The organism is Myxococcus qinghaiensis (assembly GCF_024198215.1).
GTDB lineage: Bacteria > Myxococcota > Myxococcia > Myxococcales > Myxococcaceae > Myxococcus > Myxococcus qinghaiensis.
On record NZ_JAKCFA010000009.1, the window covers coordinates 412338 to 438451 of the forward strand.

Here is a 26114-nt window from a genome sequence, read left to right on the forward strand (position 1 = left end):
GGAGCAACTCATGAAAGCGGTCCGGTTTTCGAAGTTCGGGCACCCGTTGAAGGTGGTGGAGGTGGTGGAGGAGCCCGACGCGGAGCTGAAGTCGGGTGAGGTCCGCATTGAAGTGTTGGCCACCCCCATCAATCCCTCCGACGTGCTCACCCTCTCCGGACAGTACGGCTCGCTGCCCAAGCTGCCGGCGGTGCCGGGCAACGAGGGCGTGGGCCGCGTGGTGGAGGTGAAGGACACGTCAGCGGTGAAGGTGGGAGACGTCGTCTTCCTGCCGCTGGGCTCGGGGACGTGGCGCACCCACCTGGTCGCCCCCGCCGAGGGGCTGATGCCGGTGCCCAAGGGCACGGACGTGAAGCAGGCGTCCATGTTGTTCGTCAACCCGCCCACCGCGGACATCATGCTGCGCGAGTTCGTCACCCTGCAGCCCGGAGACTGGGTGCTCCAGAACGCGGCCAACTCCGCGGTGGGCCGCTACCTCATCACCCTGGCGAAGCAGGCCGGCTACAAGACGCTCAACGTCGTGCGCCGCGAGGAGCTTGCGCCGGAGCTGCTCGCGCTGGGCGCGGACGTCGTGCTCACGGACACGGACGACCTGCGGGAGCGCGTGCGCGAGGCGACGGGCGGCGCGAAGGTGCGGCTGGCCATCGACGGCGTGGGCGGAGACTCCACGCGGCGGCTCGGCGACTCGCTCGCCACCGGGGGCACGGTGGTCAACTACGGCGTCATGAGCGGCAAGGGCCCCAAGCTGTCGGCGGAGGCCACCATCTTCAAGGACGTCACCCTGCGCGGCTTCTGGCTGGTGCTGTGGCTGAAGCGCGCCGAGCGCGAGCACCAGCGCGACACCTACGCCCGGCTGTCGAAGCTGCTGGCGGACGGCACGCTGAAGACGGCGGTGGAGGGCACCTTCTCAATCGATGCCATCCAGGATGCGCTGGCGCGCGCCATGGAAGGTGGACGTGGCGGCAAGGTGCTGCTCACGCCCAACGGTCCGGTCTGATTCCCACTCGCAGCCCGAAAGGAACACGACGATGAATCGCGTGGAAGGCAAGGTGGCACTCATCACGGGCGCGGCGGGAGGCCTGGGCAGCGCGGCGGCGCGGATGCTGGCGCGCGAGGGCGCGAAGGTCGTGGTGACGGACCGCAAGAGCCAGGAAGCGCTCGGGCGCGAAGTGGCCGCGTCCCTGGGCGAGGGCCAGGGCCTGTTCCTCCCGCTGGACGTCACGCGAGAGGAGGACTGGGTCCAGGCCATCGACACGACGCTGGAGAAGTTCGGCCGGCTGGACGTGCTCGTCAACAACGCGGGCCTGGGCATCCCCAAGGACGTGGAGCGCCTCTCCCTGGAGGAGTGGCGGCTGGTGCACGCCGTCAACCTGGACGGCACGTTCCTCGGCTGCAAGCACGGCATCCGCGCCATGCGCCAGTGTGGAGCCAGGGGCTCCATCATCAACATCTCCTCGCTGGCGGGCCTCATCGGCGTGCCCACGCTGCCCGCGTACGGCAGCGCCAAGGGCGCCGTGCGCATGTTCACCAAGTCGGTGGCGCTGCACTGCGCGCAGCAGGGCTACGGCATCCGCTGCAACTCCATCCACCCCACCTTCGTCGAGACCACCATGGTGAAGGCGCTGATGGAGGCCAGCGGCGTGCCGGACAAGGCGCGCGAGGGCATGCGGCGCAGCATCCCCCTGGGCCACCTGGGCGAGCCGGACGACATCGCCCACGCCGTCGTGTACCTGGCGTCGGACGAGTCGAAGCTGATGACGGGCTCCGAGTTCGTCCTCGACGGCGGCTCCTCCGCGCAGTAGCCCCTCTGGAAGTCGCTGGCGGCGCTCAGGTCCAGGGCGCCGTCAGCATCTGCGCGAAGCGCACGCTCAGCTCCGGGCGCCGCATCATCGCCTGTATCCAGGCCTGCGCCTCCGTGCTCCAGTCGGCAATCGACAGTCCGCGCGCTTCGAAGACCGCCAGCGAGTCGCTCGACACGCTCATCGCCTTGAGCACCCGCGCGTACTCCAGCAACGTGCCCAGCTTCGCCCCGGGGAGGATGACCTCCGTGTCCAGCTCCTGCGCGTCCACCTGGGGGCGGGCCTGGAACCATCGCTCCAGGGACACGGGCGGCCCCATCTGGGCCACCGCGTTCATCAGCCGCGCACGGTGCGCCTCCTGCTCCTCGCGGACCCGGGCCGCCTCGCGCTGGGCGGCCTCGGCCTCGCGCTGGGCCATCTCGATTCGCCGCTGCTGGTCCCTGCGTCGGGACTCCTCCACGCGCCGCCGCAGCTCGGCCTGGCGCTGTTCCTCCTCGTCGTCCCGCTGGCGCTGGAGGTACTCGCCCATCATCTTCACGTCGACGTGGATGTCCTCCAGCAGGTCACGGTGGTAGCTGGACTCGGCCTCCTGGACGGGCGCCTCGCGCACGCGCCGCTCGAAGTCCGGGAGCCACTCCAGGAAGCGCTCCACGTCGGGGATGAGGAAGTCATTCCCCTCGCGCAGCGCATTGTTGAGCCGTGAGGACGCGTAGAACGCCGCATGCGAGGTGGAGCGCGGCCACCCATCCACCCGCGTCTCCACCGCCGCCCACACGAAGGGCAGGCGCTCGGCCAGCGTCCGGGCGGGGACGTCCTCCAACAACCACCCCACCAGCTTCGGGAGCTGGAGCTGCGAGTCCGCGCGCCACCACGTCTCGAAAATCACGAGGGGGTCCGGCTCCGCCGCGAGCTGGCGCTCCCATAGCTCCTGTCGCCAGGGCATGAAGGTGGCCAGCAGGTCCGCGCGCTCGTCGAGGTAGCGCTGGAAGCGCAGCCACACGGCGTCGATGAGCTCCTCGCGTCCGGAGATGCCGCTCCAGGAGCGCACCGCCTTCGCCAGCGGGGCCAGCACCGCCGCCCGCGCGGGCTTCTCCCACGCGGCCATCAGCAGCCGCGCCGAGCGGCCTCTCCCCACCTCCGGCGCCAGGCGGTCCAGCATCCCCGGCAGCGACACCAGCAGGTTCAGCAACGGCTCCGCGCACGCCGCGTCCCGCGCCCACGAGTGCACCAGCGTCAGCTCCTCCACGTCACCCAGCGCGAGCAAGGTCGTGAAGCCGCCCGCGCGCACCAGCTCCGCGCGCTCGGCGGACGGGGCGGTCCTGAGCGCCTGCACGGCGGCGGCATGGAAGGCGCGCGCGGCCGGCGTGGCCCGGGCCTCTCGCTCGTCGGTGGCCCACTCCAACCACCGAAGCACATTCCGCGCGGGCCACGTGCCCAGGGTGTCACGGGCGAACGTTCCCCAGCGGGCCAGGACGTCCGGAGACAGGCGCTCGAAGGGCATGTTGCGAGCCCAGGACTGCACCGCGTCCGCGAGCGCGTCCGGCTCCCGCGCGGTGACGGCGAGCACCGCCTCCAGCACCTCCAGCGTGGGCGGTGACGGCAGCCGTCGCAGCACGTCCCGGACGAAGGCCGCGTCACCCGTCGTGGCGAGTCGCGAGAGCAGTGTCGACGAGCCGAGCGACGCCAGCGTCCCCCGCGCCTCCGTCACCACCTCCGCGTCCTCGGAGTCCAGCGCGGCGACGAGCCCCGACTCGTCCTCGAGGACGAGCGCGCACTCGAAGCGGAGGTCCTCGTCCGGGGAGCGCAGCCCCTCGCGCAGCGCGAAGAGCAGGTCCACCTCGGGCGGCTTGCCGGTGGCGCGCACCCAGGCCACCGCGGCGCGCGCGGTGTGCTCGGGGAAGCGCGCGAAGACGGCGCGCGCGTGACGCTCGATGTGCTCGCGCTGCTGCCGCTGCAACCGCGTGCGCTTCCACACCCGCCAGCGCGTCAGGGCGAGCGCGGCCTCCATCGCCGCCCTCCCCTCCTCGTACAGACTGGACAGGACGGTGGAGTACATGTCCCGCGTCTCCTGTCGCAGGTGCACCTTGGCGAGCGCCGCGAGCTGGCGGACCTCGGACGCCTGGCCGTGCCGGAACATCACCGCCAACGTGTCCTCGTCCTCGTCGTCCTCGGTGGAGGAGTCGGGGACAGGCGGCCAGGCCCAGGGGAGCTGCTCGGCCCAGCGGTCCTCGGCCTCCTCGGCGAAGCCCGGGAGCAACAGGAAGGGCTCGCACCAGCGCACGTCCGCGATGACGCGCAGCACGTCCGCCCACCGCGCGGCGTACTGGGACTCCAACTGCCAGGACAGGGACGGCTCCAGCGCCTCCAGCCGCCCCACCAGCGCGAAGCGGTCCACGCCCGCGTGGAGCAGCATGCGCGCGGCGCCATAGTGCTCGGGTGGCACCGGGCCGCACGCGCAGTGGGGACACCGGATGCCGGGCGCGTTGAAGCGGGTGCAGCCGGGACACCGCACCCGCGTGCCACGGAGGGCACCGTTCTCCCAGGAAAGGGACATGCCCCCTGTCTACAACGTCCCGGCGCCGCTGTGCTCCCGGACGGCGCCAGGACGCGCCTGACTCAGGGAGGACACCCTCCCACGGGCACGATGGGCAGCGCATACAGGAACCGGACGCCGGTGTTGTCCTGCGCCGTGAAGAAGACGTTCTGGCCGGAGCGCGTGAAGCTCCTCGGGAAGGAGTCGAGCGGACCGGGCGCGATTTCCGTCAGGGACACCGTGGTGATGCGCACGCCGTTGCTCACCCAGGGCTCCGCGCCCCGGTTGCGAATCGCCGCGCTGAAGAAGAACAGGTTGTCGACGGTGGTCAGCTCGTCCGGGAACGAGCTCCCCGCGCCGAGCTCCAGGTCGCCGAACAGCCGTGTCTTCACCGCCGTGGTGTCGCTGTCCCAGGGCTCCACGCCGTGGGTGCCATTGTCCGCGGCGAAGAAGAGCCGGTTGCCCAGCACCGTGAAGTGGTCGGGATTCGAGCCCGTGGGCCCCGGGAGGATGTCCTCCACCAGCACCGTCCCCGAAACCGTGCCGTCACTGCGCCACAGCTCCATGTCGTGGCTGCCCATCCCCAAGGCCGCGCTGAAGAGCAACCTCCCTCCCACGCCCGCCATCGCCCCCACCATCCCGAACTGACGCAGCATCACCGGAGGCGCCCCTCCGTCCGTCACCATCAGCATCGCGCCACCCGAGTGCGACACGCTCACCGCGAAGAACAGCTTGCTGCCCACGGGCACCAACGGAAGCTGGAAGTCCTGGTCGCTCGGCGTCTGGAACACCTCGACGGCGCCCGGGCCACCGTTCGAGCGCATCAGCATCGTGAGGACACCGCGATACGACGTGAGGAAATAGAGCGAGCCGTCTCCCCCCAGGGTGAGCCGATAGGGCGAGGAGTCCTCGATGCCCGGCTCCAGGTCCTCCACCATGAAGGTGCCGGCGGAGGTGCCATCGCTGCGCCACAGCTCCCGTCCATGCGTTGCGTCTCCCGCGGCGAAGTAGAGCAGCCCGTTGAACGCGAACGGCTCATTCGGGAACGAGCCGACCGCGCCGGGCCAGATGTCCTTCACGAGGCGGGTGCCACCCGTCGTTCCATCGGTCACGAACAGCTCGCGCCCGGCCACCGGGTCATCGGCGGCGAAGAACACCCGGCTCCCCACGGTCGTGAACCAGGTCGGGTGCGAGCCCACCGCTCCAGGGATGAGCTCCTTCAAGAGCCGGGTGCCCGCCCCGGGGGTTCCGTTGCTCACCCACGGCTCGCTGCCTCGCACCCCGTCGTCCACGCTGAACACCATGCCCCCCGCGCTGGGCGCCATGGGCGCAATGAGTGGCGTGGGCGGCGACTCCTGCACCAGGGAGACCCCCAGCGACACGGCGGTCCTCGTGCAGATTTCCCAGGGACCCGCGAGCAGCGATGCGCCCGCCTGCACCTGCTCCGGCGACTCCGACGACGACGAGCAACTCGCCAGCAAACACACCACCACCAGGAAACAGCACCTGTACCTCATCGGGACTTCTCCTCATCCGCTCGAGTCGACAGCCATCACGTGACGGGGAGACCCACGCCGAGGCCACTCGCGCGGGTGGGAGACCAAGACACTTCGCGTCGCGAGACAACGACCCTCCGGTGGCAGCGTTTCGTCGGGCAATCGTCAGCGAACGGGACTCGAGAACAGCTCGACGTTGTCGGCCGCACGCCTACGTTCTGGGCCCCGCCTGGACAACCCCGCGTTCGGAGTCTCCCCTTCCATGACGAACCGCTGTGTCACGCTTTCGCCGGGCGTCAGCGCGCTCTGGCTGCTCGGCCTCGTGGTGGGGGCCTCGTCGGCCCTCGCGCAGTCCCCCTCGCAGGTCGGCCGCTGGTCCAGTGTCATGAACTGGCCCATCACCGCCACGCACACCAGCGTGCTCCCCGATGGCAAGGTGATGTTCTACGGCGAGTTCGCCGAGGGGGCCCTGCCGCCTCGGCGCTGGGACCCCGCCACCAATGTCATCACCGAATACCCCTATGCGGGCTACAACATCTTCTGCTCCGGCCACTCCTTCCTCTCGAATGGCAAGCTGCTCGTCACCGGGGGACACATCGCCAGCCACGTGGGCCTCCCCCGCGCGAGCCTCTTCGACTACCTCAGCAACACCTGGACGCAAGTGCCGAACATGAACGGCCCGCGCTGGTACCCCACCAACACCACGCTCAACAACGGTGACATCGTGGTCACCTCCGGAGAGATGAATGGGGCCAACGACATCAACCTCATTCCCCAGCGCTTCATCGCGGGGACAAGCAGTTGGCGGACGCTGACCAACGCGTCGATGAACATCCCCTACTACCCGAAGATGTTCCTCGCCCCCAATGGGCAGCTCTTCTACGCGGGCTCCTTGCGCGGCTCGCTCTGGCTGGACCCCACCAGCAATGGCGCCTGGAGAACCGGGCCCGTGAGCAACTACGGCACCCGCAGCTACGGGCCCGCCGTCTACATGGACGGCAAGGTGCTCCTCATCGGCGGAGGACAACCCCCCACCTCCACCGTGGAGCAGATAGACCTCACCGCGGCCAATCCCACCTGGCGGTACGTGGCGCCGATGAGCATCCGCCGTCGGCAGCACAACGCGGTCCTGCTGCCGGACGGCTCCGTGCTCGTCCTCGGAGGCAGCAGCGGCCCCGACTTCGACTCGTCCAACTTCCCCGTCTTCTACGCCGAGCTCTACAACCCCACCACCAACACCTGGACCTCGCTGGCGAGCAACGTGCGCTACCGGGGTTATCACTCCACCGCGGTGCTCCTGCCGGATGGACGCGTGCTGTCGGCGGGAGGCAGCCAGGAGCTCACCGCGGAGGTCTACTCACCGCCTTATCTCTTCAAGGGCGCGCGCCCCGTCGTCACCGCGGCCCCGACGACAGCCCAGCCAGCGAGCACCATCACCATCACCACACCCGACGCGGCCAGCATCACCCGCGTGTCCCTCATCGCCCTCAACTCGACGACGCACACGTTCGACCAGAACCAGCGGCTGCTCACGCTCGCCTTCACGCGTGCCGCGGGAAATCTCACCGCCACCATGCCCGCCAACCGCAACCTCGCGCCGCCTGGCTACTACCAGCTCTTCATCGTCAACAACGCGGGCGTGCCTTCCAGTGGACGCAGGCTGCGCATCCCTCCTCCCTGATTCGAGGACGGATGCGCGTCGGGCCCCACCTGCTCAGCGAGGACAATCCCCGTCCGGCCGGACGAGCAGGGAATACAGCCCCCGGACCCCGCTGGCGTCTTCCGCGGTGAAGAACACATAATCCTGGGAGCGCATGAAGTTCTTCGGGTTGGACGAGCGGGGCCCGGGCGCGATTTCCGTCAGGGCCACCGTGGAGATGCGCACCCCGTCGCCCACCCACGGCTCCGAGCCCCGGTTGCGAATCGACGCACTGAAGAAGAGCAGGCCCTCGAGGGTCCTCAGCGCGTCCGGGAACGAGCTGCCCGCGCCAGCCTCCAGGTCTCCGAACAGGCGCGTCCTTGGCTCCGTGCCATCGCTGTCCCAGGGCTCCACGCCATGAATCCCATCGTCCGCGGCGAAGAAGAGCTGGGTGCCCAACACCGCGAAGTGCTCGGGATACGAGCCCTCGGGTCCCGGGCGGAGGTCCTCCACCAGCGTGGTGCCCACCACGGTGCCGTCGCTGCGCCACAGCTCCATGTCCTCGGTCACCATGTGCGGCGAGGCGCTGAACAGCAGCCTCCCGCCCACCGCCGCCAGGTCCCCCGTCATCCCGAAGTGGCCCAGCACCACCGGGGGCGCACCGGCCTCCGTCGCCATCAGCGTCCCGCTCTTGCCGTGGGAGCCGCCACCTCCGTGCCCTCCCCCTTCGAAGAAGAACAGCTTGCGGCCCACGGGCGTCAGCGGGCTCGGGAAGCCCTGGTCGATGGGCGTGCGGAACACCTCCACGGCCCCGGGGCCGCCCTCCGTGCGCATCAGCAGCGTGAAGATGCCTCGCTCCGTCCGGAGGAAATACAGCGCGTCATCTCCCCCTTGCGTGAACCGATAGGGAGACGAGTCCTCGGGCCCCACCTCCAGGTCCTCCACCAGGACCGTGCCCGCGGACGTGCCGTCGCTGCGCCACAGCTCCCGTCCATGCACCGGGTCTCCCGCCGTGAAGTAGAGCAGCCCCTTGAACGCGAACAGCTCGTTCGGGAACGAGCCCACTGCACCCGGCCAGATATCCTTCACGCGCCGGGTGCCCTCCGAAGTGCCGTCGCTCACGAACAGCTCGCGTCCCACCACCGGGTCCGTGGCGGCGAAGAACACCTGGTTCCCCACCTGCGTGAACCACCGGGGGTCCGAGCCCTCCACTCCGGGAAAGAGGTCCTTCAGCAGTCGGGTCCCCGCGCTCGGCACGCCGTTGCTCACCCACGGCTCGCGACCTCGCACGCCGTCGTCCACGCTGAACATCAGGCCCGCGGCGCTGGAGGCCAAGGGCGGCGAGTACGGCGTCTCCTCGAGCGCCGTGACACCCAGCGACACGGCGGTCCGCGAGCAGGGCGCCCAGGTCTTCACGAGCGGGGACGAGCCCTCCCGCGTCGGCTCCGACGAGCCTGGGGCGGAGGAACAACTCACGAGCAGACACACCACTCCCAGGAAACGACGCCTGTACCCCATGGGGACTTCTCCTCCATCCGAGCGAGTCGACTGCTGGCGCTCGGACACCCACACCGAGACACCCGCGCGGGTGGGAGACGAAGCCAATTCGAGACCCGAGACAACGGCCCTCCGGTGGGAGGGGCCCGTCACCCAAAGGGCAATGACCGGGACGAGGGAACGGCTGGCCGCTTTGCGTTGCGGGCTTACGTTCTGCCTCCGCGTTTGAGAAGCATCCACTCGGAGAGAGCTCATGAAGCCCCGCCGTGTCTCCCTCTCACCCCACATACAGGGGGTCTGGATTCTCGGCCTCGTGCTGTGGATGTCCCCGACTCGCGCGCAGTCCCCGTCGCAGGTCGGCCGATGGTCCAGCGTCATGAACTGGCCCATGGCCGCCACCCACCTCAGTCTGCTTCCCGACGGGAAGGTGTTCTTCTTCGGCGAGTTCGAAGAGGGCAACCTGCCGCCGATGCGCTGGGACCCCACCACCCAGGTGTTCTCCACGGTCCCCTTCCCCGGCTACAACGTCTTCTGCGCGGGCCACTCCTTCCTCTCGAACGGGAAGATGCTCGTCAGCGGGGGACACGTCGCCAGCCACGTGGGGCTCGACGACGCGAGCCTCTTCGACTTCGACACCAACACCTGGACGCGCCTGCCGGACATGAACGGTCCGCGCTGGTACCCCACCAGCACGACGCTCTCCAACGGAGACGCGGTGGTGACCTCCGGAGAAGTCGCCGGGCCCGGAGACATCAACGAAATCCCCCAGCGCTTCATCGCGGGCACCAACACCTGGCGGACGCTGACGGGCGCGCAGAAGAACTTCCCCTACTACCCGAAGATGTTCCTCGCGCCCGACGGGCGGCTCTTCTACGCCGGCTCCCTGCGCGTCTCGCTCTGGCTGGACCCCACCGGCAATGGCGCCTGGACCACCGGCCCCCAGAGCCTCTTCGGCGGGCGGAACTACGGCCCCGCCGTGTACATGGACGGCAAGGTGCTCATCATCGGCGGCAGCGAGCCGCCCACCGCCACCGTGGAGCAGATAGCCCTCACCGCCGACTCGCCCGCCTGGGAGTACCGGGCCCCGATGAGCCTCCCCCGGCGCCAGCACAACGCGGTCCTCCTGCCGGACGGCACCGTGCTCGTCATCGGTGGCACCCACGGGCCTGGCTTCGACTCGGCCGACGCCCCCGTCTACCACGCGGAGGTCTTCAACCCCGCCACCAACACCTGGACCTCGCTGGCGAGCAATGCCCGCTACCGGGGCTATCACTCCACCGCCCTGCTCCTGCCAGATGGACGCGTGCTGTCCGCGGGAGGACGGCTGGAGCGCACCGCCGAAATCTTCTCTCCGCCCTACCTCTTCAAGGGCCCGCGCCCCGTCGTCACCGAGGTGCCCACCACGTGCCTGCCCGCGAGCCCCCTCACCATCACCACGCCCGACGCGGCCAGCATCGCCCGCGTGTCCCTCATCGCGCTCGGCTCGGTGACTCACACCTTCGACATGAACCAGCGGCTGCTCACGCTCGATTTCGCGCGAAGCGAGGGCAGCATCACCGCCCTCATGCCCGCCAACCGCAACCTCGCGCCGCCGGGCTACTACCAGCTCTTCATCGTCAACGACGCGGGCGTACCCTCGTACGGCCGCCGGCTGCGCATCCCTCCGCCCTGATTCGTGGAAGAATGCACACCGCATGAAGAGCGACTGCCCCGTCTGCACACAACCTGCTCCCACGCTGCGCGTCATTGAAATGCGCGGTGTCCCGGTCGACACCTGCACCCGCTGTCACGGCCACTGGCTGGACGCGGGGGAGCTGGAGCGGCTGGCACCGGGCTGGAGGACGGAGGCGCTCCGGGCGGCCCTGCCGACGGCGACCCGGCGCTGTCGTCACTCGCGACACCATGTCCCGACGACGCATGAGCAGTGCGGGCTGTGCGGCGCTCCGGCGGCGCGCTGTCCGTCCTGCGCGAAGTTCCTCTCCCAGGTGCGCACGGAGGTGTGCGCGGTGGACCTGTGTGGGAGCTGTCATGGCCTCTGGCTGGACGCGAACGAGCTCAAGGCGTTGATCGACTGGCACCAGCGCTCCCAACGTCCGCTCGCGGTGGGCGCGGCGGTGGTGGGCACGGCTGCTGCCGCGGCGGCCGCGGCGGCGCTGTCCCAGGTGACCGCGGGCAGCCCCGAGCGCTCCCGGGCGGCCGAGGTCCTGTCCGCCTCACTGGAGCGGGCGGGAGACGCGGCGGACGTGGTGGAGGTCGGCGAGATGCTGGGCGTCACGGTGGAGGCGGCCAGCGAGGGCCTGGGCTCCGCCGCCGAGGCGGCCGTGGAGGGGGCGAACCTGGTGGGAGACGCGATGGGTGGGTTGTTGGAGGTGGTGGCGGGATTGTTCCATTGACCCACCTTCACACCGCCACTGAATCCCCTATGCTCGTGACAGTCCCGTGAGACCCGCCGGATTGTGACGGGGGGAGTGCCAATGATGAGTCAGGTGAGCACGAAGAGCATTCCGGCGGATGACCGTCGTCTGTTTCCCCGTCTCCAGGCGCCGCTGTATGCGCGCCCGGCGCGGCTGAAATTCGGCGACAAGCGGCAGGTGCTGGACGCGAGCCTGGGCGGCGTTCGCATCTACTCCGACGAGCCGTACGCCGAGGGCCTCCAGCTGGAGGTGGACCTGTTTCTGGGAGACGGCTCCACGCTGGAATGTCGCGCGCGGGTGGCGTGGCTGCGCAAGCTGCCCAAGGACGCTGTGGCGGTCTACGAAGTAGGCCTCGCCTTCACGGACGTCACCCCGGAGACGCTGGAGCGCCTCAAGTCGGTGCTCGTCGTCGAAGAGGACTGAGGTCCCCCGCGATTCCCGCGTCGCACGGCCCTGAGAGGACTCACGGCCGTCCGGCGAACTCGTCCCACAGGGCGCGCAGCTCCTGCTCCAGTCCGGGCACGGAGGAGGCACGCAGGCTGCCTCCGCCGCGAAAGAGCGAGAGCCCCTCGAAGAAGGCCACCAGCAAGGCCGCGCGTCGCTCCCGTCGAGCAGGCGTGAGGTCGGGCGACAGCTCGCGCAGCAGCTCCACCACGCCCTCGCGATAGCCGGCATAGAAGACCCCCAGCGCCTCGGCCACCATGGCGTCGCGCGCGGCCAGCGCCCACAGCTCCGCGAAGAGCTGGAAGTGACGGGGGGACTCCTGGTCCTCCAGCAGGGCGTCCAGCGCGTGCCGCAGCCGCTTCGCCGGCTCCTGTCCTCCTCCGTCCATGCGCTCGCGCACCCGGCGGATGGCGGTCTCCAGGTAGCGCGCGAGCAGCGCGCGCACCACGTCCTGCTTCGTGGGGAAGTAGTACTGGAGGTTGCCCAGGCTCAAGCCCGCGCGCTGGGCCACGCCGCGCAGGCTCAGCCCCGCGTAGCCGTCCTCCACCAATACATCCATGGCCGCGTCCAGGATGCGCTCCACGCGCTCATGGCCCTTGGCGTGGACGGCGGTGCCCGCTCGCGGCTTCGCAGAGGGGAGCTTCCCGGGAGACTTGCTCGCGCGTGGTGACATCAGGCCGCCTTCCTCGTCGGCACCTCGTCGGACGCTACCTCATCGAGCCGCACGGTGACGCCGCAGTCGCGCAGCGTGGCCAGCAGCGCTTCGGCGCGGGGCTCGTGCTCGGGGAACCACACGCCGGCGGACGGAGGCGGCGCGCCATCCAGGCCCAGCAGTCGCTCGACGCCGAGCAGCGCGCCCACGGCCGTCAGGTGCGCCTGGCCCTTCGGGTCCACCACCTCGATGCGGGTGCGACCGTACTCGCCCTCCAGGTCGGCAAGCCACGCGGCCTCGCCTCCGGTGCCGCTGGTCGCCAGCAGCGCGCGGCGCAGTGGCGTCAGCCGGGGATGCTGGAGCAGGCGGAGGATTCCGAGCCGCTGGAGCACCACGAGCGACCACGTCGCCGAGCCCGAGTCGAACCCCAGCCGCGTCGCCACGCCGCGCGCGCCCAGCACCATGGGCAGCGTCGCCTGCTCGGGTGTGTCGAGCCGGAACACCCGCGTGCTCCGTCCGTCCGAGAACGTCACGCGCCGCCCGTCCGTCAGCGGCAGCACCTGGCGCTCCTGCCCGCGCTCCGTCACGTCAAAGGACAACCCCAGCCGGTCCATGTACTCCAGGGAGTCCGGACCCGCCTCGTCCGCGAGCGCGAAGCGGATGCCCACGTCCACGTGCTCCAGCCGTCCCAGGCGTCGTGCGGCCATCGCCACCAGCCGAGGCACCAGCCCCGCCATCCACGCCGAGCCCAGCATCACCGGCCCGCGCGGAGGCGTGCCCGACAGCCTCAACATCGCGGCCCGCACCCGCGACGTCCACCGGGTGATGTCCAGCACGGGGACACCGTCGCGCGCCGCCGACATCAACAGGTGGTCCTCCGGGTCATTGACCAGCGACACCACGGCCCGAGGCTTCACGCCGAGCACCGCCAGCGGTGACGGGGCCCGGATATCCAGCGCCACGCCCTCGGCGTTCCCGAGCGCGGCGGCCAGCTCCCGCGCGGGCTCCAGCCTCCGGCCGGCGATGACGAGCGGCAAGCCGGGGTGGCGCGCCCTCAACAAGCGGGCGAGCCGGACACCCACCACGCCGTAGCCCCCCACCAGCACGACACTTCCCTCGGACACCATGACGACCCCCACACGGGCGGACACGGGACGTCCGTGCCTCGACGGAGACAATATAGGTCATATGACCTAATTCTCACGACAATCGTCCGAGACGCCCTTCTGAGGGCGCGGGGCTCGGTCCGGAGTGGCTCGCGACTTTCGCCACCCGGTGGCGTCTGGAGAGGGAGCCCCAAGGACCGGCCGGGTCCATGGGGGCCAGCGCAGGTGGACCTGGACAGGGCGCGGCTGCGCGACGACACGGCGCACCCGCTGCCCCCCTTCTTCTCCACGCTTTTCGCGCGAGCGCTCTCGCGGCGATGCGTCGCCCGCGTGGGCACCTCGCCACGGCCAGGGCGTTGTGCTCCGGGCGCGTTTGGCCCAGGCTGACCGCGTGAGCCTGGAGCCGCGGTCATCCCTCCCCGAGACACCCCGCCGCGCGGGCTTCGCCCACCTCGCCTTCGAGCGCTCCGGCCCTCGCACCGTGGTGCGCACCGCGCTGGCGCACAGCCCGCTGCGCCTGCTCACCCCTCGCAATCACGGCCACGCCGCGTGGGCCTATACGAGCTCGTTCGGCGGCGGCCTCGTGGACGGGGACCACCTCTCGCTCCAGGTGGACCTGGCGCCCGGTGCCACCGCGTGGCTGTCCTCCCAGGGCGCCAATCGCGTCTACCGCTCGCCCTCCGGCTGTCGCAGCGACGTGTCCGCGCGCGTGGGTGAGGACGCACTGCTCGCCTGGGTGCCGGACCCCACCGCGTGTTTCACCGGCGCGCGCTACAGCCAGACCCTGGCCTTCCAGCTCGCGCCGGGCGCGTCGCTCATCGTCGCGGACCTCATCACCTCCGGACGCAGCGCCAGCGGCGAGCGCTGGGCCTTCTCGCACTACGCCTCCACCCTGCGCGTCCACGTGGGCGAGCGCGCGCTCATCGACGAGCGCTGGCTGCTGGACCCCACGCACGGCACGCTGCCGGAGCGCCTGGGCCGCTTCGAGGCCATGGCCACCCTCCTCCTCGTCGGCCCCGCGCTGGCCACCACACGCGAGGCGCTACACGCCCGAATCTCCACGCTGCCCGTCACCGCGCGCGCCTCCCTCATCCCCTCCTCCAGCCTCCTGGGCACTCAGGGCCTGCTGGTGCGCGCCGCCGCCGTGTCGGTGGAGGAGCTGGTGCGCACCACCCGGGACTGGCTCTCCTTCCTCCCGGCGCTGCTCGGCGACGACCCCTGGGCCCGGCGTGTCTGAGCCCCGCCCTGGCGACGCCCGACACCTTGCACTACTGTTGACGCGTCAAGTCATGGCGCCCTCGGGCCCCTGGGAGTTGGTCTCGTGCACCTGTCCCCTCGCGACGTCGACAAGCTGTTGCTGCATCAGGCGGGCTTCCTGGCCCAGAAGCGGCTCGCCCGAGGGGTGAGGCTGAGCTACCCGGAGGCCGTCGCCCTCATCGCCACGCAGTTGCTGGAGTTCATCCGTGACGGCCGGAGCGTGGCGGAGCTGATGGACCTGGGGCGGCGCTTCCTGGGACGCGCGCAGGTGATGGAGGGCGTGCCGGAGATGCTCGCGGAGGTGCAGGTCGAGGGCACCTTCCCGGACGGCTCCAAGCTGGTGACGGTGCACCACCCGGTGGTGGCCGAGCATGGCGATCTGGAGCTCGCGCTGTACGGCAGCTTCCTTCCGGTGCCGTCGCTGGAGCGCTTCAGCGCGCCGGTGTCCACGGGGGACGGAGTGCCCGGCGAGGTGCGCGTGAAGCCCGGCGACATCGAGCTCAACGCGGGCCGCGACACCGTCTCCCTCCCCGTGACGCACCTGGGAGACCGTCCCATCCAGGTGGGCAGCCACTACCCCTTCTTCGAGACGAACCGCGCGCTCGCCTTCGACCGCGAGAAGGCCTACGGCCGACGCCTGGACATTCCGGCGGGCACGGCCGTCCGCTTCGAGCCGGGTGAGCGCAAGACGGTGCAGCTGGTGGCCATCGCGGGCGAGCAGGTGGTGCGCGGAGGCAACGCGTTGGGCAGCGGCAAGGTTTCCGACGAGAATCGTGAGCGAGGGATGGAAGCGGTCCGTGCGCGCGGCTTCGGCCACGAAGGGGAGCACGAATGAGTCGGAAGATGGACCGGCGCCACTACGCGGACATGTTCGGGCCCACCACCGGGGACAAAGTCCGGCTGGGCGACACGAGCCTATGGGCCGAAGTCGAGCGCGACGCCACCGTCTACGGTGACGAGTGCAAGTTCGGCGGAGGCAAGGTGCTGCGCGAGGGCATGGGCCAGCGCGCGGGGGCCGGCGACGCGGACGCGCTGGACGTCGTCCTCACCAACGCGCTCATCCTCGACTGGACGGGCATCTACAAGGCGGACATCGGAATCAAGGCGGGCCGCATCGTCGGCATCGGCAAGGCGGGCAACCCGGACATCATGGCCGGGGTGACGCCGGGCATGGTGGTGGGCGTCACCACGGAGGCCATCTCCGCGGAGGGGCACCTCGTCACGGCGGGCGGGCTGGACACGCACATCCACTTCATCTGCCCGCAGCAGGCGGACGAGGCGCTCGCCAGCGGCATCACCACCTGGGTGGGCGGAGGCACCGGCCCCGCGACGGGCACGAAGGCCACGACGTGCACGCCGGGCATCTGGAACCTCCAGCGGATGCTCCAGGCCACTGACACGATTCCGCTCAACATCGGCCTCACGGGCAAGGGCAACACGTCCATGCCGGAGGGGCTGGTGGACCAGATTCGCGCGGGCGCCATTGGCCTCAAGCTGCACGAGGACTGGGGCACCACGCCGGCCGCCATCGACACGTGCCTCACCGTGGCCGAGGACGAGGACGTCCAGGTCACCATCCACACGGACACGCTCAACGAGTCGGGCTACGTGGATGACTCGCTCGCGGCAATCAAGGGCCGCACCATCCACACGTACCACTCCGAGGGCGCGGGTGGCGGCCATGCACCGGACATCATCCGCGTGTGCGGCGTGGACAACGTGCTGCCCTCGTCCACCAACCCCACGCGGCCGTACACGGTGAACACGCTGGACGAGCACCTCGACATGCTCATGGTCTGCCATCACCTGGACCGGGAGATTCCCGAGGACGTGGCCTTCGCGGAGAGCCGCATCCGGGGCGAGACGATTGCCGCCGAGGACATCCTTCATGACCTGGGCGCCATCAGCATCATGTCCTCGGACAGCCAGGCCATGGGGCGCGTGGGCGAGGTCATCTGTCGCACCTGGCAGACGGCGCACAAGATGCGCGAGCAGCGCGGGCGACTGAGCCAGGAGGCGGGCGACAACGACAACCTGCGCATCCGACGGTACGTGGCGAAGTACACCATCAACCCGGCCATCGCCCATGGGCTGTCCCACGAGGTGGGCTCGGTGGAGGTGGGGAAGCTGGCGGACCTGGTGCTGTGGCGGCCGGCCTTCTTCGGCATCCGGCCGGAGCTGGTCATCAAGGGCGGCTTCATCGCCTGGGGACAGATGGGCGACGCGAACGCCTCCATTCCCACGCCGCAGCCGTACCTGATGCGGCCCATGTTCGGAGCGCGGGGCCGTGCGCTCGGGGCCACCAGCGTGGTGTTCGTCTCGCCACGCGCGCTGGCGGAGGGAACGACGCGTGAGCTGGGGCTGACGAAGCGGGTGGTCGCGGTGAAGCGGTGTCGAGGGTTGAGCAAGCGGGACATGCGGCTCAACGACGCGCTGCCGGTCATCACGGTGGACCCGGAGACGTACGAGGTGCGAGCGGATGGAGAGCTGTTGCGGTGTGAGGCCGCGGTGAAGCTGCCGCTGGCGCAGCGCTACTCACTGTTCTGACCGGGAGCCTCGCGCCATGGGCTCGTCGTGGAAGGTGCTTCAGCTGGCGGACTCGGGGTTTCCCACGGGGGGCTTCGCGCACTCGGGGGGACTGGAGGCGGCGGTGCAGGCGGGCGAGGTGCGAGGGGCACCGGAGCTGCGCCGCTTCGCGCGGGAGCTGCTGTGGCAGGCGGGGTATGGAGCGCTGCCGCTGTTGAGCGCGGCGCATCGCGAGCCGTCTCGACTGCCGGAGCTGGACGCGCGCGCGGAGGCGTTCCTCACCAGCCACGTGGCGCACCGGGCGAGCCGCACGCAGGGCCGGGCATTCCTGGACACGTGCGCGCGCATCTTCCCGGGGCCGGTGGGGCCGCTGCGCGAGTCGGCGCGAGCGGCGGGGCTGGGCTTCCATCACGCGCCGGTGTTCGGGGCGGTGTTGAACGTGCTGGAGGTGGAGCTGTCGGAGGCGCAGCGGCTGCATCTGTCGCTGACGTTGAGGGGCACGCTGTCGGCGGCGGTGCGGCTGGGCATCATCGGCACGCACGAGTCGCACCAGCTGCAGCATCAGGCGACGTCGTTGTTGGACACGGTGTGGGAGCGCTGCGCGGGGCTGGGGTTGGAGGAGCTGGCGCAGCCGTCACCGTTGTTGGACTTGCTGGGTTCGACGCACGACCGGCTCTATTCGAGACTCTTCCTGTCCTGAGGTGAAGCGCACATGCACGACGATGACCACCGCGGCCATGGCCATGACGACGAGCACGACCACACGCATGAGGAGTGGGACCACCCGGGCCACTTCGAGGAGCGGGAGGAGCCGAAGAAGCGCGACTACCAGTCCCGGGCCTTCACCATCGGCATCGGCGGCCCGGTGGGCAGCGGGAAGACGGCGCTGGTGCTGGCGCTGTGCCGCAGGCTGCGCGAGCGCTACCGGCTGGGCGTGGTGACGAACGACATCTTCACCAAGGAGGACGCGGAGTTCCTGGTCCGCAACCACGCGCTGTCACCGGAGCGAATCAAGGCGGTGGAGACGGGAGGCTGTCCGCACGCGGCGATTCGCGAGGACATCAGCCACAACCTGCTGGCGCTGGAGCAGTTGATGGAGGAGCTGACGCCGGAGCTGCTGATTGTGGAGAGCGGCGGCGACAACCTGGCGGCGCAGTACAGCCGGGAGCTGGCGGACTACACGGTGTATGTCATTGACGTGGCGGGCGGGGACAAGGTGCCGCGCAAGGGCGGGCCGGGAATCACGCAGTCGGACCTGCTCATCATCAACAAGACGGACCTGGCGCCGCACGTGGGCGCGGACCTGGGAGTGATGGAGCGAGACGCGAAGAAGATGCGCGGCAGCGGGCCGTTCGTCTTCACCCAGGTCACCAAGGACGTGGGCCTGGACGAGGTCGTCGAGCATCTGCTCACCGCGTGGAAGCAGCGCACCGGCGCCCGCGCGTCCTGACCTCCTCGCGAGCTCCAACAGTGCCTCCCGCTGTCATTGGTTGGGAGGCGCTGTCGACGCGACTCACGTCAAGGTGTCGCCATCCACTTGGAGAATCACCGGACAATTCTCACGGTCCGCGGGGTCATAGGCCACATCCAACACCGCGCCGGCCACCAGCCGGAGGATGAGCTCACGCCCGTGCACCAGACGCACCTGCTCCACGAGCCAGTCCTTGCCCGGCTCCCCTTCGTGCATCAGGAGCCGCAGGTGCATGGTGGCCTCGTCGCCCACGAACATCGAATCGTATGTGACTTCGCGCAACGTGGCCTTCACCCGTCGGCCATGGGTGAGAATCCAGTTCCGCCTGTGGCGCTGCTGCCGGACCTTCCTGATGGCCAGCGCCCCGACAAAGATGACCAGCAGACTCGAGCCGGCCCAAAGCCACGGATGGGGATGATCAAACATGGCGCCCCCCTACCTCAACTTCTCGCCATCGAACCATGCTGCTTTCACTCATCGACCGCCCCCTCTGAAAGTGCGCCTGGGATTTTCCCATCGACGACATCAGGGCGGCCAGGACAAAGCGCCGCGTGGTCGCTCGGCCCGGGGGGTGACAGCAGCAACGTCGCGATGCGCGCTGGGACCAGCCCATCCCCCTGGAACGCGACGCGGACCGGGCCGAAGCGTTGGGATGCGACCACTTCAGGTGAAGGCTCCGGTGATGACGGGTACCCATGGCAGGTGTTCTGGGACATACCCGTCTTCGCGACCCACTCCATGACGACCTCCTCCATGACCCTCCTGCATCTCGTGCGATGTGCCCTGCTCGGAACGCTGCTCCTGCTCACGGCCTGTGGCGACGAGGACGACCCGTCACCTGGTGACCCTGTCGACGCGGGTGTCCAGGGGCGCGACGCGGGAACGGACGCGGGGAGCGATGCAGGATCCGATGCAGGCCCGCCCATCGAGGTGCCCTCGATTCCCGCGCAGACGGTGACGCTGGGCGGGCAGTCCTACGTCGCCTATCAGCGCGCCGGGGACACGTTCCGCATCGTCTGTCAGGCGCCCTGCCCCATCGATGAGTCGTACATCTTCGCTCGCTACGCGGGCTTTCGCGCCGTGAAGGACGACCTGCTGTCACTCACGGGGGTCGACGTGGTGTCGAAGATGGCGCCGGTGGACATCCACCTCGCCTCGGACAGCGTGTGCGGGAGCCCGGGCAACCTCGCGGGCGCGTCGTTCATGAACTCCACACCGGAAGGCCCGGGACCCGGGTCGAACGTCTGCCTGTGGGACTTGGAGGCCTCGCAAGCCCAGCCACCCAACGTCCCGCGCCCCCTGACAGTGGAGAACGCGCTGGCTCGCGAGAACCAGGTGCTCGTGGCACACGAGTACGCGCACGTCGTGTTCTTCCTGCGCCATGAGCTCTCTCACGAGTGGTTCGTGCGCGCGGTCTCCTACCGCATCGGCGGAGAAGCCCAGAGTCTGTGTGATGCGACGAACGAGCTCTTCGCGCCCACGGCCTGGAACCTGTGCCAGCAACACGGGCTCGACTATCCGCAGCTCGCGGAGAGCATGCGGCGAATCGACACGCTGTGGTCCAGGGGCGATGGCACGGAGTCCCTCTTCCTGGGCGTTCCCCTCGCCACGTCCATGTACCAGTATCACCGCATCCTGGACGGCCTCGCGGGCGAGGACACCTTCGCGGGCCTGACGCTGGCGGGCGAGCTGCGTCCGAACCAATGCGGTGACGTGGCGAGCTTCACCCCGGCCGGAGGCACTGTCTCCATGTATGGAGGGCGAGTGCGCTGGGAGCTTCCGGCGGGGGCCGTGGCCTCGGAGTTTCATGTCGGGCCTGGAAGCTGGCGCTCGGGAATGGTGGTGCCGAGCGGATGGGAATCGTTCGCCGGGGCGCACAACTACTCCTTCACGTTCGGGGAAGACCCGCTCTTGAAGCAGGCTCGACTGACGGTGAGTTACGACCCGAGCCTCATGCCCGCAGGCGCGTCCGAGTCCTCCCTCACGCTCTACTGGAAGCCCGCGGCGAGCATCGCGCAGGAGGTTCCGGGAGCGCAGGTGGACACAGCGGCGAACACCGTGAGCGGCACCGTGTCGCGGTTGGGGCGCTACATCGTCGCGCCGCGCTGAGGGAAGGGCGGGTGCTACGCTCGCGCGCATGATGTCCTCGACCACGACGGGCTTCTGGGGCCCGAGCACTTCGACGGTGGACTGGTGCGAGACGAACTACCAGCACCTGTTCCACGTCGGAGAGCTGTTCAACTCGGCGTCCAGTCTCATCCTGGTCCTCACGGGGGTGCTGGGCGTCGTGCTGCACCGACGGGTGCTGGAGCGGCGGTTCCTCCTCGCCTTCGCGTTGCTCGCGCTGGTGGGAGTGGGCAGCACGGCGTTCCACATGACGCTGCGCCGCGAGCACCAGATGTTGGACGAGCTGCCGATGCTCTATCTGGCCATCGTCATCGTCTACATCCTGCTGGAGGACCGGCCCCAGCGACGGTTCGGGAGCTGGTTCCCGTGGGTGTTGTTCGGGCACGCGGTGCTCGTGACGTACCTGACAGCGTTCACCCGGGGCGCGGTGCAGTTCTTCCTCTTCCAGGTGAGCTTCGCGTCGCTGGAGTTCTTCGCGCTCGGGCGGACGTACTTCCTCCAGCGGCGCAGTCCGGACGTGGCCACGAAACGACTGTTCCAGCTCGGCATCGGGGCCTATGCGCTCGCGATTGTCTTGTGGGTGAGCGACATCCAGTTCTGCCCCACGCTCAACGAGACGCTACCGGCGCGAGGCATTCCGAATCCCCAGTTCCATGCCTGGTGGCACGTGCTCGTGGCCTTCGGGTTCAACGCGCTCCTGCTCGTGATTGCACGGGAGCGGTTGAGGACGCTGGGAAAGGAGTCCCAGCTGCGGGCCGTGCTGGGCGTGATTCCGCGAGTCCTGTTGCCTTCACGGCTCGAGGAGCAGGCGACACCGCCCTCATCGCGGGACGGAGCAAATCCCACCTGACCCCAAGGGGGCCGGCCTATTCGTTCAGCCAGTAGAGCCTGTCGCCGCCCGACAGCGCGCGCGCCAAAAACTCACGGAACGAAGCGGCAATCGGCCGGCACTTGAGGGGATACGATTCGTGCCACCCATCCAGGAGCGGGTAGCCGCCGGCGCGAGGTGCACTGACGTCGAGAAGGGCATAGTCCCCGTCCTGGACATCCACGACCGCCCACCAGTCAGCGGGCCCCGCCGAGTCCTCGTCTCTTCCGCGAATCGCGATGCGCGCACGCCGAATCTCCGCGAGGGAGAGGATGCTGTAGCGCGCATCCGGCAACGGGTCGAAGAGCTCGGCGCCATCACAGTGTTGATAGAAGGCACGAAGCTCATCATCCAGGCGCCAGCCCACGCGCTCCTCGAAGGCGGCGATCTCCGCTGGAGCCGCGGGCGCATGCGGATGATGGGCACGGGAGACTTCGGCGAGGAGTTCTTCCATCGTCATGGTCAATCCACGTACGGCTTCACTGGTCCGATGGAGAGCCATCGCGGGTCCCTGGCATAGCATGCAGGGTACGCGTCGTTGACGACCTTGTGCACCTCTTCAGGGAGGGGGAGCACGTTCGATTGAGCCGTGGGGTGTCCACCATGGAGCAGGTCGTGAATGTGGTGCCCCGGCCAGTTCCGGCCAGCGGTCTGTGGCCACTCGCCCAACTCTTCTGCCCAGGTGCGCCGGAAGGTCTTCCGCACGTTGTCCCATTGGCGGCGGAGTTCCTCCGCATTGCCGACCGTCGGGTAGTCACAGCAGCAGTGTGTCACAGCGAGGCGAGTGCCACCCTCGGCGGGTAAACCCAGGAAGCGGCCCGTCCAATCCCCCTTGATGTCCGCCAGCCAGATGCAGCCAAGCAGCGCGTGCCCAGCTGTGGCACATCGTTGCTCACACCGCGCCATCCACTGTGCGTTGCATTGCCAGGGACCGTAATAGATGGCCGTTCGCACCGAACCACCATCAGGCGTCGGCATCGATGGGCCTATCCATTTCGCCGCGGCTGGCGCGGCACCGACGGAGCCGACAGTGGCTGAGCCGCAGCCCGAAGTGACGAGCAACAGGAGCGTGCTGCTCGCGCGCGACAGGGGCAAGAGGGAGAGGGGCATGAGGACGAGATAGGCCCAACCGACTCGGGAAGCAAATCCAGACGATGCCCATTCCTTGACCAACCTTCACGCACCGCTATCCCAATCAGGGAGCGAAGCGCACCGCGAAGGAGCTCTGCTCCGTGGCATTCCCGTGGGGTCCGTCGTCGAAGGAGAATGGGCCCGAGAAGACACCGAACAGCGTGGGTGCACCGCTCATGTCCACCCCAATTCCTCTCACTCGGAGATAGGGCGCACGCACGCCCACGGGCCCCGTATAGGTCCTCGAGGTATGCACCACGGCACCGGCCGCGTCCCGCTTCGTGTAGCGCAGCGACACCGGTGACGCGGACTCCCGGGAAACACCCGTGAACGACTGTCCCCACGCATCCGTCGCGACGCCGAAGACCCACTCGTTCGCGAAGCGCTCGAACGTCCCCTCATTCGACAGGTCCGCGTTCAACACGCCCGAGAACCCGAACGCGCCCTGTCCCGTCACACCATCACCCAGCCCCACGTCGCCCTCGGCATTCCCTCCGACATGGACCCGCCCGTTCTCCCCGAGAGCGACGTCTCCTGGCTCGCAATCCGTGTCCACTCCGCCGCCCAGGACCCGTCGATGAACGGGCCTCAGGTCAGCCCCCAGCGCTGCAATCAGGCAGCTCGGAGCAGCCAGCACCAGCGGCTCGCTCCCCGCCGAGTCCACCACCGTGCCCGTCCGCAACCGGCCCCCCAGCACCACGCCCCCGCTCTCCGTGAGCGCCAGCGTCCGGATGACCGCCTCCGCCCCTCCCATCACATACGTCCCCAGGGGCCTGCCATTCGCCGGGTCGAACGCGAGCACGAAGCCATTCGCTCCCAGCGCCACGGGTGACACCTCCGTCGTCCCCGCGCTCGTCACGAGCCGCACACGCCCCAAAGACAGGTCACTGACGCTGAATACACAGCCGATGGCCCCCAGCCCACCGCGCACCTGGAGCTCCTTGCGGAACAAGCCACAGTAGGGCTGCACGTATCTCTGCTCTCCAGAGACAATCCCCATCGCCCACAGCGCCTTCCCATCCGCGCCGCGAAGCTTCACGAGGAAGCTCGAAATCTCCCCTCGGCCGATGCCCACCGTGACGCCATCTCCGAAGTCGAGACCGTCGTGGTTGTCCTTCAACAGGCCCGCCAGATAGACATCACCCGCTTCGTCGAAGGCCACCGCGTTCGCCGCTTCGATCTCCACCGTCGAGAAGCTCCGCTTCCACGCGAGCGCCCCCTTCGAGTCGAGCACCGCCACCAACAAGTCGTAGTTCGGAATCGTCGTGCCCGGGCCGTAGTGAGCGAAGGGAACTCCCGCCACCGTTCCTTCCCGGAAGGGCGAGGCAGCCAGTGCGACGCGTCCATCCGCCCCCACCGCGAAGGCATCTCCTGTCGCGGCTCCCGGCGTGATGTCCGCATACCAACGAAAGACACCCGAGGTCGGCGGCACGGGCCCCAGGGCGTCTCCAGCCCCGTCGTCCTTCGCTCCATCGTCGGAGCAGCTCATCCCCGCCAGCAGCCCCACCCACACAACCACCGCACGCGTGCGCTGCATCATGCGTCCCCCTGGGTCATCACGAGACCGGACCACCCTGGCGCACAGCGAGCCGGGGCGAGGGACAGCCACTTCAAGGCATGGGCCAGGACGCTCGCGCGCGCCCCGGCAAGTCATTCCCCGACGTTACGCCGGCACACCTTGCCCACCGCGAAGTGGCATGCGCGCCTTGCGCGAGGTCGCGGTGGCACGCACCGCACCACGACCCCGCACCTCCTCCTTCGTGACTACTTCTTCTTCGGAGCCGCCGGCGCGGGCTTCGCGGGCGTCTGCGTCTGGATGCGCTTCACCACCTCATCCATGAGGTCGTTCGGAATCGGGATGGACAGGTTGTACTGGGCAATCTTCCAGGTGGCGCCGTCCTTCACCAGGACACCACTGCCCCGGCTGGGCCCCAGGTTGGGCGTGTCCAGCGTCTCGTCGAACCACGCCACCGCGCCGTCCTTCGACACGAAGATGTGGCGAGAGGTCGCCTTGAAGCTCCACGCCTTGCCCTTGGAGAAATACGGCTTCGACCAGGCGCGGAACTCGTCGCGCGTCCACCGCTCCGTGGCGTCCGTACCCATGTAGACGGCGTCCGGCGTGAAGTATCCGAAGTAGCGCGCCTCGTCCGCGTCGGCGGCGGCCTTGTGCCAGTCATCCAGCACGGTGGCGATGGCGGCCTTCGGGTCCGAGGAGGCCCCCGTCACGGGAGCGGCGGCGAGCACGAACAACAACAGGGAGACAGTGGACACGCGGGGCAACCTCGTCGAAGAGAAGTTCGCGATATGAAGCGGCACGGCCCACCCCAGGTCAAGACTCCGGGCCGGCCAGAAAGGCGTGAGTCGCGTGGTCCTCGAGAGCTTCCAGGTCGGTGAGGGGGATGTGCCCACGGTGCTGCTGCATGGCTTCCTCGGCTCGGGGCGCAACCTGCGCTCCCTGGCGCTGGCGTGGAGCGCCGCGGACCCTCGGCGCCGCTTCCTCCTGCCGGACCTCACCGGCCACGGCACCTCGCCCGTCCCTCCCCCGAGCGCCGACCTCTACACCGTCGCTCGCGACGTGCTGGACACCGCGCGCGCCCAGGGCTTCAACGGCGCCCTCGACTGGGTGGGCCACTCGCTCGGTGGACGCGTCTCGCTCGCCGCCAGCCTCCACGTCCCCGAGGCCGTCTCCCGCGTGTCGCTGCTCGACATCGCCCCGGGCCCCGTGCCCTACGACTTGTCCGACAGCGGCATGGTGCTGGGCATCCTCCTCCAGGCACCACCCCACGCGAAGGACCGCAAGGAGATGCGCGCCACGCTCACCGGCAAGGGCCTGTCCGACGGACTCGCGGACTGGCTGGTGATGAACCTGGTGGCGGACGGCGACGGCGTGCGGTGGCGCTTCGACCGACAGGCCCTCGCGGAGCTGCACTCACGCGTGAATGGCACGGACCTGTGGGCCGCCGTGGAGCGCAAGGACCGTCCGCCCATGCGCTGCATCCGGGGAGGCCGCTCGCGCTACGTCTCCGACGAGGAGGCCGCGCGCCTGGAGGCCGCTGGCTGCCCGGTGACGACGCTCCCGGGCGCGGGCCACTTCGTCCACGTGGACGGCGCGAAGGAGCTGCTGGCGTGGCTGCTGCGCGACTGACGCCCGCGC

General features: G+C 69.4%; 23 protein-coding genes. 14 read left to right on the forward strand and 9 right to left on the reverse strand.

Annotation, left to right across the window (positions count from 1 at the left end; translation table 11 throughout):
* Positions 1-10: 10 nt before the first annotated feature.
* Positions 11-997, forward strand: coding sequence for a zinc-dependent alcohol dehydrogenase family protein (locus tag LZ199_RS19635; protein ID WP_253995254.1), 987 nt, complete (start codon positions 11-13; stop codon positions 995-997).
* 31 nt (positions 998-1028) lie between these two features.
* Entirely contained in the window at positions 1029-1802 is a 774-nt protein-coding gene (locus LZ199_RS19640) for a glucose 1-dehydrogenase (RefSeq protein WP_253995255.1), read from the forward strand.
* A gap of 25 nt (positions 1803-1827) precedes the next feature.
* Here the strand turns inward: LZ199_RS19640 and LZ199_RS19645 are convergent, their stop codons facing one another.
* A complete protein-coding gene (locus LZ199_RS19645; RefSeq protein WP_253995256.1) occupies positions 1828-4353 on the reverse strand; it encodes a hypothetical protein in 2526 nt (841 codons plus the stop codon).
* A 62-nt stretch (positions 4354-4415) separates the two neighbouring features.
* A complete protein-coding gene (locus LZ199_RS19650; protein WP_253995257.1) occupies positions 4416-5849 on the reverse strand; it encodes an ELWxxDGT repeat protein in 1434 nt (477 codons plus the stop codon).
* 241 nt (positions 5850-6090) lie between these two features.
* Between LZ199_RS19650 and LZ199_RS19655 the strand changes: the two genes are divergently transcribed.
* Positions 6091-7509, forward strand: coding sequence for a galactose oxidase-like domain-containing protein (locus LZ199_RS19655; protein WP_253995258.1), 1419 nt, complete (start codon positions 6091-6093; stop codon positions 7507-7509).
* A gap of 33 nt (positions 7510-7542) precedes the next feature.
* Here the strand turns inward: LZ199_RS19655 and LZ199_RS19660 are convergent, their stop codons facing one another.
* Positions 7543-8883, reverse strand: coding sequence for an ELWxxDGT repeat protein (locus LZ199_RS19660; protein WP_253995259.1), 1341 nt, complete (start codon positions 8881-8883; stop codon positions 7543-7545).
* A 469-nt stretch (positions 8884-9352) separates the two neighbouring features.
* Between LZ199_RS19660 and LZ199_RS19665 the strand changes: the two genes are divergently transcribed.
* From LZ199_RS19665 to LZ199_RS19675, 3 genes are all read left to right on the forward strand, one after another.
* Complete coding sequence (locus LZ199_RS19665; protein ID WP_253995260.1) at positions 9353-10636, forward strand: galactose oxidase-like domain-containing protein; 1284 nt, start codon at positions 9353-9355, stop codon at positions 10634-10636.
* Between the two features lie 22 nt (positions 10637-10658).
* Positions 10659-11357 carry a TFIIB-type zinc ribbon-containing protein gene (locus LZ199_RS19670; protein WP_253995261.1) on the forward strand — a complete coding sequence of 233 codons (699 nt, stop codon included), beginning with the start codon at positions 10659-10661 and terminating at the stop codon, positions 11355-11357.
* An 84-nt stretch (positions 11358-11441) separates the two neighbouring features.
* Entirely contained in the window at positions 11442-11801 is a 360-nt protein-coding gene (locus LZ199_RS19675; protein WP_253995262.1) for a PilZ domain-containing protein, read from the forward strand.
* A gap of 40 nt (positions 11802-11841) precedes the next feature.
* Here the strand turns inward: LZ199_RS19675 and LZ199_RS19680 are convergent, their stop codons facing one another.
* Both LZ199_RS19680 and LZ199_RS19685 read right to left on the reverse strand, forming a co-directional pair.
* A complete protein-coding gene (locus LZ199_RS19680; protein ID WP_253995263.1) occupies positions 11842-12495 on the reverse strand; it encodes a TetR/AcrR family transcriptional regulator in 654 nt (217 codons plus the stop codon).
* Complete coding sequence (locus LZ199_RS19685; protein ID WP_253995264.1) at positions 12495-13601, reverse strand: saccharopine dehydrogenase family protein; 1107 nt, start codon at positions 13599-13601, stop codon at positions 12495-12497. The genes LZ199_RS19680 and LZ199_RS19685 overlap by 1 nt, the downstream gene beginning before the upstream one ends.
* Before the next feature lie 370 nt (positions 13602-13971).
* Here LZ199_RS19685 and LZ199_RS19690 point away from each other — a divergent pair, with 370 nt between their 5' ends.
* The 5 genes from LZ199_RS19690 (at position 13972) to ureG (ending at position 18813) form a co-directional block, all read left to right on the forward strand.
* Positions 13972-14817: an urease accessory protein UreD gene (locus LZ199_RS19690; protein WP_253995265.1), complete on the forward strand. Its 846-nt coding sequence runs from the start codon at positions 13972-13974 to the stop codon at positions 14815-14817.
* Between the two features lie 84 nt (positions 14818-14901).
* Entirely contained in the window at positions 14902-15672 is a 771-nt protein-coding gene (gene ureA / locus LZ199_RS19695; RefSeq protein WP_253995266.1) for an urease subunit gamma, read from the forward strand.
* Entirely contained in the window at positions 15669-17384 is a 1716-nt protein-coding gene (gene ureC / locus LZ199_RS19700) for an urease subunit alpha (protein ID WP_253995267.1), read from the forward strand. Before ureA ends, ureC begins: the two co-directional genes overlap by 4 nt.
* A gap of 16 nt (positions 17385-17400) precedes the next feature.
* Positions 17401-18063 (forward strand): urease accessory protein UreF, encoded by a 663-nt coding sequence (locus tag LZ199_RS19705; RefSeq protein WP_253995268.1) that lies wholly within the window; start codon positions 17401-17403, stop codon positions 18061-18063.
* Positions 18064-18075: 12 nt separating this feature from the next.
* The gene (ureG, locus tag LZ199_RS19710) at positions 18076-18813 is read left to right on the forward strand and encodes an urease accessory protein UreG (RefSeq protein WP_163863017.1); all 738 of its coding nucleotides are present in this window, start codon (positions 18076-18078) and stop codon (positions 18811-18813) included.
* A 63-nt stretch (positions 18814-18876) separates the two neighbouring features.
* Here the strand turns inward: ureG and LZ199_RS19715 are convergent, their stop codons facing one another.
* Positions 18877-19260, reverse strand: a complete 384-nt coding sequence (locus LZ199_RS19715; RefSeq protein ID WP_253995269.1) for a hypothetical protein — start codon at positions 19258-19260, stop codon at positions 18877-18879.
* Positions 19261-19587: 327 nt separating this feature from the next.
* On the opposite strand from LZ199_RS19715, the gene LZ199_RS19720 reads away from it, so the two are divergent.
* Both LZ199_RS19720 and LZ199_RS19725 read left to right on the forward strand, forming a co-directional pair.
* The gene (locus LZ199_RS19720; RefSeq protein ID WP_253995270.1) at positions 19588-20943 is read left to right on the forward strand and encodes a hypothetical protein; all 1356 of its coding nucleotides are present in this window, start codon (positions 19588-19590) and stop codon (positions 20941-20943) included.
* 28 nt (positions 20944-20971) lie between these two features.
* Positions 20972-21811: a ceramidase gene (locus LZ199_RS19725; protein WP_253995271.1), complete on the forward strand. Its 840-nt coding sequence runs from the start codon at positions 20972-20974 to the stop codon at positions 21809-21811.
* A 16-nt stretch (positions 21812-21827) separates the two neighbouring features.
* Here the strand turns inward: LZ199_RS19725 and LZ199_RS19730 are convergent, their stop codons facing one another.
* From LZ199_RS19730 to LZ199_RS19740, 3 genes are all read right to left on the reverse strand, one after another.
* Complete coding sequence (locus tag LZ199_RS19730) at positions 21828-22289, reverse strand: SMI1/KNR4 family protein (RefSeq protein ID WP_253995272.1); 462 nt, start codon at positions 22287-22289, stop codon at positions 21828-21830.
* Between the two features lie 735 nt (positions 22290-23024).
* The gene (locus LZ199_RS19735; protein WP_253995273.1) at positions 23025-24500 is read right to left on the reverse strand and encodes a hypothetical protein; all 1476 of its coding nucleotides are present in this window, start codon (positions 24498-24500) and stop codon (positions 23025-23027) included.
* A 224-nt stretch (positions 24501-24724) separates the two neighbouring features.
* Positions 24725-25231, reverse strand: coding sequence for a nuclear transport factor 2 family protein (locus LZ199_RS19740; protein WP_253995274.1), 507 nt, complete (start codon positions 25229-25231; stop codon positions 24725-24727).
* A 94-nt stretch (positions 25232-25325) separates the two neighbouring features.
* Between LZ199_RS19740 and LZ199_RS19745 the strand changes: the two genes are divergently transcribed.
* A complete protein-coding gene (locus tag LZ199_RS19745; protein WP_253995298.1) occupies positions 25326-26105 on the forward strand; it encodes an alpha/beta fold hydrolase in 780 nt (259 codons plus the stop codon).
* Positions 26106-26114: the final 9 nt, after the last annotated feature.